Raw genomic sequence first — 8,997 nt, forward strand, 5'->3', positions numbered from 1 at the left:
GCCCGGGTCCCGTACTGCGGGGCCGCCGTCACCGTCCGCATCGTGGAGGTGTGAGCGATGGCGGCTCACGACTTCACGGCCACAGGCGAGTTCGGCCCTCAGTGCGCCGTGTGCGGCCTCGACAAAGAGGCCAACCGAACCAATCGCGGATGTCCCGGCCAGCGCACGTCGCGTCCCAAGCGTCCCTGCACCATCGCCGGCTGCGGACGCAAGCATCTGGCTCGCGGCCTCTGCAAGTTCCACTATCAGCGGGTCAGTCGGAATGGTGAGCCTGATCGGACACCCAAGACCGTCGAAGAACGGTTCTGGGAGAAGGTCGCACGCGGGGCTGCCGAGGACTGCTGGCCCTGGCTGGCCAAACTCACTGATGGCTACGGCCACTTCCATCCCCGGCCGGGAGAGCGCCGTCGCGCACATCGTCTGGCTTTTGAACTGCTCGTGGGACCGATCCCAGAGGGCCTCGTTCTCGATCACCTGTGCCGCAATCGGGCGTGCTGCAACCCGGCCCATCTAGAGCCCGTGACCATCCGCGAAAACATATTGCGGGGCGAACCTGCGAATCGTACGCACTGCCCACATGGACACGCCTACACCCCCGAGAACACTCGCATTGACAACAACATGCGCAGTTGTCGAACGTGCATCAGAGAACGCGCTCGACGTAGGCGGGCGGTGGCCAATGTCTAGGCATGCGGTGATCGTCGAAAAAATTCTGGACGAGGAGCACACCGTCATCCTCACCGTCCCCACCCGCGAGATACCCCTCACCCCCGCGCAGGCCGAGCAGCTCGCGGAGGACCTGATGGCCGCCGCCGCAACGCCCGTGCCGTGCGCCACCGGCTGCGGGCGCCTCGCCGAGGCCGACTACTGCGGCCAGTGCCAGGATGGCGGCGCCGGGGAAGTGCGCAGGGGGTGGGGGGCATGAGCCCCGACGACCTGCTCGTGGTCTACGCCTTCGCCTCGTGGGTGATGGTACTCGCCGCAGTGGCCCTGTGGTCCGACCACCACCACACCCCCGACCCCACCCCACACCGCACCCACCGCCCCACCTGCCAAGCCGCCCGCTGCGGTCGGCCCGCGTACTGGCTCGCCACCCACCGCGACGGGCACCACATGTGGACCTGCCCCGGCTGCCACGCCACCGGCCTCCACGCCGGCTGGCTCACCGACCCCATCGACGGACCACCCCTGCGCCACAAGGAGAACCGATGAGCCCGGCACGAATTGACGCCCTCACCGATGCCCAGCGCGCCACCCTCGCCGACTGGACCGCCAAGTGGGTCGCCCACGGGCACAGAGCCATCCCCCTGACCGGTGACGAGTGGGACCGGGTCATCGCAGGGGTACGCGACTGCTACCGGTATGCGGGGCTGGACCAGCCGGTCGGGGTCATCCTCACTCGGTCGCCACTGGCCGCCCGGGTCGCCGTGTCCGTCGCGCGCCGTGTCTGGGCCGGTGTCGGGGCCGGTGTCGGGGCCGGTGTCGAGGCCGGTGTCGAGGCCGGTGTCTGGGCCGGTGTCGGGGACGGTGTCTGGGCCGGTGTCGGGGACGGTGTCGGGGACGGTGTCGGGGCCGGTGTCCGGGCCGGTGTCGGGGACGGTGTCGGGGACGGTGTAGCATTGCTCGCCGCCTACCCGCCGCCGCTGCACCGGCCCATCCGTGACGGCCTACAGGACGCCGCCCGCGCCCCCTGGGACCAGTACTACGGCGGGAACCTGTGGTGCTCATGGCATGCCTTCGCGTCCTGGTTCCGCGACGTCGGCCACCTCGACCTCCCCGGCGACCTATGGGACCGGCTCGCCGCAGACGAAGCACGCGCCACCGCCGGACCGTCCTACTGGTACGCAGACTTCGTCGCCATCAGCGACACACCCACCACGCTGCACGTCGAGACTGTCGGCGGCGCCACGCGCATGCACTGCGGTGACGGCCCCGCGATCGCATGGGCAGACGGCTTCGCCCTCCACTTCTGGCACGGCACCCGCGTCCCCGCAGACCTCATCGAGACCGGGTGGGACACCACCCGCATCATCCGTGAGGAGAACGCGGAGATCCGCCGGTGCGCCGTGGAGGTCATGGCCGCCCGTGACGGGTGGGACGGCATCATCCGCGAGGCCGGGTGGGAGCAGGTCGGGCACGAGGTGGCCGACCCCGGCAACCCCGGCCAGACCCTCAGCCTGTGGCACGTCCCCGCCATAGGCGCCCGCGAGGGCGGGGTCGGCCTGTACGACCAGCCCGTGCGTCTCCTGCGGTGCACCAACGGCACGGTCGAACGTGACGGGCAGCGCCACGAGTACGGGCTCACCGTGGATGCGCGCATCACAGACCCCGTCGCGGCCGCGGCGTGGACGTACAACGTCACCCCCGAGCAGTACGCGTCGCTACAGAGGGCGACGTGAAAAACACCACACACACAAGGAGATTCACCGACATGAGCGCCACCGCTACCCGCACCATCGCCAGCATGACCGTCACCACCGGGGTCAGCGTCACCACCGGCCACGACCTCGACGTGGACATCCCCGTCCTGACCGGGATGCAGCGTCAGGGCGACGTCCTGGTCATCCCGTCCCCCGCCGGCAAGAACGCCACCACGCCCGTGCCCGCCACCGGGACCCCGGTCGTGCGCGGCGAGAACGGCGGCAACACCCACGCCATCTACCCGGACGGCCCAGGCGTTGCGTGCGACACGTTCGCCGCTGACGGGGCGTCCCTGCGCGTCGCGACCCTCACCGTCCCGGCGGGGTCCACCGCCTACCTCGGGCACCCCGAGCACGGCTTCATGGGCATCGGGCCCGGCCGGTACGAGCTGCGCCGCCAGCGGGAGATGGCCGACGAGCTGCGCGTCGTCGCCGACTGACCCCAACGGGTGGGGCGGCTGCACGTCGCCCCACCCCGCCCCCACCACCCCCTTCGCCACAAGGAGACCCGATGACCACCTGGCGCTGGCCCGAGCTGCTGGGCCTCACCCTGACCGACGAGGGGGCCGACACCCGCTGGGGCCGGGGACACCGGCCGACCGTCCGCTCCACGGTGCGGCATGACCAGCTCCTCTGGCGCACCGCATGCTGCTGCGGCTGTGACCGAGCCGACTCCCCCGTCTCCTACCGAATCCGCGCCGACGCCATGGCGGCCGCCGATGAGCGGCTGCGGGGCGCCGAGTACGGCACCCCCGACGGGTGGCCCGCATGACCAGCCCCAGAATGGCGGAGGCCACGGCTCGAGGACGGTACTACCGGCGCCCCGGCTCCGACACCGCCGACCTCATCTCCGTCACCAACGTCCTGTCCGTCGGCTGCGCGAAACCCGCGCTCGTGCCCTGGGCCGCGAAGATCGCCGCCGAGTACGCCATCGAACACCAAGGCGCACTCATGGCCCGCTCACGCACCGACCGCGACGGCGCGGTCAAGGCCATCAAGGAGCAGGTCACCGTCGCCCGCGACAAAGCCGCCGACCTCGGCTCACGCATCCACGCCCTCGCCGAAGCCCACGCCCTCGGCACCACCCTCGCGACCGAAGACGGAGACGACGAGGCAGAGAAGTACGTCGCCCAGTACCGCCGCTTCCTCGACGACTTCGACATCGACCTCGACAAGCACGTCGAAGCTACAGAGCTCACCGTCGCCAGCCCCGCCAAAGGCGTGGCCGGCACCCTCGACCAGATGCTCTGGCTCCCCCTCGACGGGTACCTCGAGGGTGAGTCCGTGCGCCGCCTGCCGGACGGGGAACGCGCGCTCTGGGTCGTCGACACGAAGACGTCCGCGACCCGACCGGCCACCAGCGTCTACGGCGAGTACGCCCTGCAGCTGACGGCCCTGCGCTGGATGAGCGAGATGTGGCTGCCGGACGGCACGATCGAGCGCTTCCCGTCCGAGCGCATCAAGGGCGCCGCCGTGCTCAACCTGCGCCGCAGCTCCTACGAGCTCATCCCCGTCCCGACCGGCCCGGCTGAGCGGGCCGCCTTCGACGGGTGCCTCACCCTCGCCAAGTGGATGCATTCGACAGGCCACGACATCAACGGCGGCGAGTACCGCCCCGTCGGCCCGTCCGGCAAGGCGAAGCCCAAGCGAACCACCACCAGAAAGGCGGCATGACCCATGCCTATTCGCGACATACAGCAGCGCATGGCCGAGGCGGGCCGAATCCGGTTGGGCCAGAAGGTGGCCACGAAGAGCGGCAAGAGCCGCCCGGACAAGCTCGACCGCTTCCGCTTCACCAGCGGCAACCGAGGCCACATCGAAGCCCTCGCCAAGCTCTACGGCGGTCAGGCGCGCGAGTGGGACAACAACGGCCGCCAGGAGTTCGAGGTCGTCACTGACGCCAAGTCCGTTCCGATCATCGTCGTGAAGGGCGGCATCTCCCAGTGGATGGAGAGCTGGTCCGGCGGCGGATGCATCCACCGTTGCGACGGCTACCGTGACGTGCTGACCGACAACGCCTGCGACCCGAACGACCCGGCGCACCGTGATGCGAAGCCGACCACCCGGCTGTCCGTCATGCTGTCGGACCTCGAGTCCCTCGGCGTCTGGCGGCTCGAGACCAAGGGCTGGAACGCGGCGGCCGAGCTGCCCTCGATGGCCGAGCTGGCCATGTTCGTCGGCGACTACGTCCCGGCCACCCTCAACCTGCAGGAGCGGGTGAGTATCCGCGACGGACAGACGTCCCGGTTCGTCGTGCCCGTCCTCGACCTTGCCGTGTCGAAGCGACGCCTCGTCGAGCTCGTCGGCGGCGCCGGCGGCACACCCGCGATCGGCGCCGCCCCTGCCGCGAGCCCCGCGGCGGTCGAGGCGCCCCGGCCCGACTATCAGCAGCTCGTCGCCGACGCTACGACCGTCGAGGAACTGCAGGCCCTCTGGCGCCAGGCCGGCGAGGCCGGGCACCTGACCGACTCGGTCAAGGCGTGGATCACCGCCCGCGCCGGCGACCTCAAGCCCCACGACCCCGAGCAGGTCGAAGAGCCGGCGCACGAGACAGCAGCGGCGCCCGGAGATGACCGCGACACCGTGTGGATGGCCCTCGTCATCGAGGCCGGCAAGCACGGCGTCACCGACAGCGAGCTGCGCCAGATGCTGCTCGAGGAGTACGCCCAGCCCGTCGAGGACATCGACGCCGGCCAGCTGCAGGCCGCGCTGGAGGACCTGCGTGCCAAGGCCGGTGCGGCGTGAGGGTCCTGGCCATCGACCCCGGCAACGTCGAGTCGGGGTATGCCCTCATCGACGCCGAAACCCGGCGCCCCATCGAGGTCGGCAAGATCGCCAACCACGAGCTGCGTGGCGCGCTCCTCGACGGCCAGCTCAGCGATGGGATCGAGGTAGGTGCGATCGAGATGGTCGCCTCCTATGGCATGGCCGTCGGCAAGGAGGTCTTCGAGACCTGCGTGTGGATCGGCCGGTTCATCGAGGCCTCCGGCCTCGGCCTCGCCCCGATCTACCGCCGCGACGTGAAGCTGCACCACTGCGGTTCGGCCAAGGCCAAGGACGCCAACATCGTTCAAGCCCTCGTCGACCGGTTCGCGTCCGGCGAGCCGAACCGCGGGAAGGGCACCAAGGCCGAGCCCGGGTTCTTCTACGGCTTCCGCGCCGACATCTGGCAGGCGATGGCGCTGGCCGTGATGGTGGCCGACCGCATCGAGGGTGTCCACCCATGACCACCGTCAACTGCGACACGTGCGGCCGGGTATTCACCCACCGCCACGAGAAAATCGCCCTGCGCAGCCTCACCATCCACTCGTGCGAGAAGACCATCGCCCGCGCCGAGTCCAAGGCCCGCCGACTCGCCCGGCAGGCCGCCGTCGACAAGACCCCGAAACCCTGCCACCACAAGCGCACCCACCACCAGCACGGCACCCACGCCTGCTACGTCCTCGACCGCTGCCGCTGCCCAGAGTGCACCGCCGCGAACACCGCCTACGAACGCCAGCGCTCCCGCCTGCACGCCTACGGCCGGTTCGGCAACACGTGGGTCGATGCCGCCCCCGTCCGCGAGCACGTCCAGTCCCTGCAGGCCGCCGGCCTCGGCCTCAAGCAGATCGTCGCAGCCTCCGGCTACTCCCATGGCGCCATGACCAAGCTCATGTACGGCAGCCAGAACACCCCACCCACCAAGCGGATCCGCGCCGAGCACGCCCAGGCGATCCTCGCCGTCCGCGCCACCATCGACACCCTCGCCGGCGGCGCCACCCTCGACGGCACCGGCACTCGCCGGCGCCTCCAGGCGCTCATGGCCATCGGCTGGTCACAGTCCAAGCTCGCCCGCCACCTCGGGTACGAGGTCCGCAACTTCTGCATGCTCATCCACGGCGAGCGCGACGTCACCGCCAAGACCGCGCGCGCCGCCCGCGACCTCTACGACCAGCTGTGGGACGCCCAGCCGCCACGGGCCACCACCGGCGACAAGGGCGCCTACACACGGTCCCTGCGCTACGCCCACGCACGCGGCTGGGTGCCACCCCTCGCCTGGGCCGACGACGAGATCGACGACCCCACGGCCGTCCCCGACACCGGCACCGACCAGCGGCCCGGCGGCGGGTGGCACCACGACGACCTCCTCGAGGACATCACCTGGCTGCTCGACCACGAGCCGCTCGCCACCGCGCAACGCCTCGCCGACCGCCTCGGCTACCGCAACCGCGACGCCATCCAGAACGCCCTCCGCCGCGCCGGGCGCCAGGACCTGCTCCACCAGCTCGCACGCAACGCACGACTCCACAAGGAAGGAACCAACGCAGCATGAGCACACCACACCGCGCCGACGTCCCCATCCGACCATTCGCGGACTTCCTGCGCGAGCAGTCCCGGGGCACCACCCACGACGAGCTCTCAGAAGGCCTGCACGACCTCGTCCAGCGCGTCCGCGACACCGGCAAGAAGGGAGCCATCACCCTCGTCATCTCCGTCGAGCTGATGAAGGGCTCCGACAAGGCAGTCATCGTCTCCGACGAGATCAAGCTCAAGCTGCCCGAGCACGACCGCGACACGTCGCTTTTCTTCGCCGACCGCAACGGCAACCTCGTGCGCAACGACCCGGACCAACTGGCCTTCGAGTCGTTGCGAGAGGCCCCACCACCGCCCGGTGTCGACCTCAAGACCGGCGAGATGACCGGGACGGCGGACTGACATGCAGGTCAACGCCCAGACCGGCCACATCGGTCCGCTGCTCACCGACGCCGACCTCGCGAACGTCACCCTCGGCCGCCACGACGTCCTCGTCACCGGCACCAGCCTCGCCGACGTCCGCCGCGCCGCGACCGCCATCGCCGCCCGCGCCAAGGCGGCACCCCGCAAGAAGGCTCGTCGACGCCAAGTCGCCGCCTCCCGACGCAACAACCGGAAGGCCTGACCCGCCCGCCGGTCGCACCTCCGCATCCCCTGAGCGGAGAGCCCGCGGCGCCACCCCCCACGGCGTGCGGCGGGCACCCCCCACCTTCACGAACGACACGAGAGCAGGCGCAAGGCCCGTGACGCTCACCCTGACCGACATGTTCTGCGGCGCAGGCGGATCCAGCACCGGTGCCATCCAGGTCCCCGGCGTCGAAGTCCGCACCGCGATGAACCACTGGGGCCTCGCCATCGAGACCCACAACAGCAATCACCCCGACGCCGACCACATCCAGGCCGACATCTCCCAGACCGACCCACGCTACGTCCGCCACTCCGACATCCTCTGGGCCTCCCCCGAGTGCACCAACCACTCCGTCGCGAAGGGCAAGAAGCGCGCCACCACGCAGGGCGACCTCTTCGACAACGACAAGCCCCTCCCGGACGAGGCCGCCGAGCGGTCCCGCGCGACGATGTGGGACGTCCCCCGGTTCGCCGAGCACCACCGCTACCGGGCCATCATCACCGAGAACGTCGTCGACGCCGCTCGCTGGGTGATGTTCGACGCGTGGCTGATGGCGATGGACGCCCTCGGCTACGACCGCCGCATCATGTTCCTCAACTCGATGCACGCCCAGCGCGGCGGGATGCCCGCGCCCCAGTCCCGCGACCGCATGTACGTCGTGTTCTGGCGCAAGGGCGACACCCCGCCGAACCTCGAGCCCGTCGTCCGCCCCAAGGCCTACTGCCCGGGCTGCGACGCCGTCGTCGACGCCCTGCAGGTCTTCAAGAAGTCACCCGCGTGGGGCCGCTACCGCGCCCAGTACGTATACCGCTGCCCCAATGTCGCCTGCCGCAACCAGGTCGTCGAGCCCGGTTGGCTCCCCGCCGCGGCCGCCATCGACTGGGCCCTGCCCGCTGAGCGCATCGGCGACCGCACCCGGCCCCTGTCACCCAAGACCCTCGCCCGCATCCTCGAAGGCCTGCGCCGCTACGGCACCCCCATCCAGCTCGAGGCCGGCGGCAACCAGTACGACGCCATGGACCCGAAGCACCCGCAGCACGGGCAGGCCGGCGCCTACGTCCGCGCCTGGCCGACCGACGAGCCGCTCCGCACCCTGCACACGGCGTCGACGAAGGGCATCGTCCTCGACGCCGTCCGTGGCGCGCCGATCATCAGCGACACCGACGAGCCGTTCCGCACCCAGACCACCAGCTACACGCGGGCGCTGCTGATGCGCAACAACACCGGCGGCGCAGAGATGTCGACGCCCGTCCACGAGGTCATGCGGACGCTCACGACTATGGGCCACCAGTCGCTGCTTGTGCCCGTCGAGGGCCGCGACGGGAAGCAGCCGCCGACCGTGCTGGACGCGATGCGAACCCAGACCACCCGCAACGAGACAGGCCTGCTGATTCCGTACTACGGCGCTTCCAAGAGCGCCCGACCCACCACAGAGACCATGGGGACGCTGACCACCGTCGACCGGTACGCCCTCGTCACGCTCCGCGGCCAGAACGCCCCGAAGCGGATCTCTGAGCCGATGGACGTCACCCAGGACGACGTCATGGCCTGCCGGTTCCGGATGCTCGAGCCCCACGAGATCAAGCGCGGCATGGCGTTCCCCGACGAGTACGTGATGCTCGGCACGAAGCGCGAGCAGGTCAAGATGGCCGGCAA

14 protein-coding genes are annotated in these 8,997 nt (G+C 70.5%); 13 read left to right on the forward strand and 1 reads right to left on the reverse strand.

The features are described from left to right. A partial coding sequence (locus tag VFJ94_RS03900) for a hypothetical protein (protein WP_325002880.1) occupies window positions 1-474 on the reverse strand: 474 nt, incomplete at its 3' end. Between VFJ94_RS03900 and VFJ94_RS16535 the strand changes: the two genes are divergently transcribed. The 13 genes from VFJ94_RS16535 to VFJ94_RS03960 form a co-directional block, all read left to right on the forward strand. Then, the gene (locus tag VFJ94_RS16535; RefSeq protein WP_414654556.1) at window positions 439-687 is read left to right on the forward strand and encodes an HNH endonuclease signature motif containing protein; all 249 of its coding nucleotides are present in this window, start codon (window positions 439-441) and stop codon (window positions 685-687) included. The two genes, VFJ94_RS03900 and VFJ94_RS16535, sit on opposite strands and share 36 nt — an antisense overlap. Further along, complete coding sequence (locus tag VFJ94_RS03905) at window positions 680-925, forward strand: hypothetical protein (protein ID WP_325002881.1); 246 nt, start codon at window positions 680-682, stop codon at window positions 923-925. Before VFJ94_RS16535 ends, VFJ94_RS03905 begins: the two co-directional genes overlap by 8 nt. Further along, window positions 922-1,212, forward strand: a complete 291-nt coding sequence (locus VFJ94_RS03910) for a hypothetical protein (RefSeq protein WP_325002882.1) — start codon at window positions 922-924, stop codon at window positions 1,210-1,212. The genes VFJ94_RS03905 and VFJ94_RS03910 overlap by 4 nt, the downstream gene beginning before the upstream one ends. Next, window positions 1,209-2,399, forward strand: a complete 1,191-nt coding sequence (locus tag VFJ94_RS03915; RefSeq protein ID WP_325002883.1) for a DUF6745 domain-containing protein — start codon at window positions 1,209-1,211, stop codon at window positions 2,397-2,399. The genes VFJ94_RS03910 and VFJ94_RS03915 overlap by 4 nt, the downstream gene beginning before the upstream one ends. A gap of 32 nt (window positions 2,400-2,431) precedes the next feature. Continuing rightward, a complete protein-coding gene (locus tag VFJ94_RS03920; protein WP_325002884.1) occupies window positions 2,432-2,860 on the forward strand; it encodes a hypothetical protein in 429 nt (142 codons plus the stop codon). Between the two features lie 71 nt (window positions 2,861-2,931). After that, the gene (locus VFJ94_RS03925) at window positions 2,932-3,192 is read left to right on the forward strand and encodes a hypothetical protein (protein WP_325002885.1); all 261 of its coding nucleotides are present in this window, start codon (window positions 2,932-2,934) and stop codon (window positions 3,190-3,192) included. Then, entirely contained in the window at window positions 3,189-4,094 is a 906-nt protein-coding gene (locus tag VFJ94_RS03930) for a hypothetical protein (protein WP_325002886.1), read from the forward strand. The genes VFJ94_RS03925 and VFJ94_RS03930 overlap by 4 nt, the downstream gene beginning before the upstream one ends. A 3-nt stretch (window positions 4,095-4,097) precedes the next feature. After that, window positions 4,098-5,165, forward strand: coding sequence for a hypothetical protein (locus VFJ94_RS03935; RefSeq protein WP_325002887.1), 1,068 nt, complete (start codon window positions 4,098-4,100; stop codon window positions 5,163-5,165). Continuing rightward, complete coding sequence (locus VFJ94_RS03940; RefSeq protein WP_325002888.1) at window positions 5,162-5,647, forward strand: hypothetical protein; 486 nt, start codon at window positions 5,162-5,164, stop codon at window positions 5,645-5,647. Before VFJ94_RS03935 ends, VFJ94_RS03940 begins: the two co-directional genes overlap by 4 nt. Then, window positions 5,644-6,732 carry a hypothetical protein gene (locus VFJ94_RS03945; protein WP_325002889.1) on the forward strand — a complete coding sequence of 363 codons (1,089 nt, stop codon included), beginning with the start codon at window positions 5,644-5,646 and terminating at the stop codon, window positions 6,730-6,732. Before VFJ94_RS03940 ends, VFJ94_RS03945 begins: the two co-directional genes overlap by 4 nt. Then, the gene (locus VFJ94_RS03950; RefSeq protein ID WP_325002890.1) at window positions 6,729-7,115 is read left to right on the forward strand and encodes a hypothetical protein; all 387 of its coding nucleotides are present in this window, start codon (window positions 6,729-6,731) and stop codon (window positions 7,113-7,115) included. Before VFJ94_RS03945 ends, VFJ94_RS03950 begins: the two co-directional genes overlap by 4 nt. 1 nt (window position 7,116) lies before the next feature. Further along, window positions 7,117-7,338, forward strand: a complete 222-nt coding sequence (locus VFJ94_RS03955) for a hypothetical protein (RefSeq protein WP_325002891.1) — start codon at window positions 7,117-7,119, stop codon at window positions 7,336-7,338. 118 nt (window positions 7,339-7,456) lie between these two features. Next, on the forward strand, window positions 7,457-8,997 hold a 1,541-nt coding region (locus VFJ94_RS03960; protein ID WP_325002892.1), incomplete at its 3' end, for a DNA cytosine methyltransferase.

The organism is Intrasporangium sp. (assembly GCF_035688975.1).
In the GTDB taxonomy this organism is placed as follows: domain Bacteria; phylum Actinomycetota; class Actinomycetes; order Actinomycetales; family Dermatophilaceae; genus CALMNV01.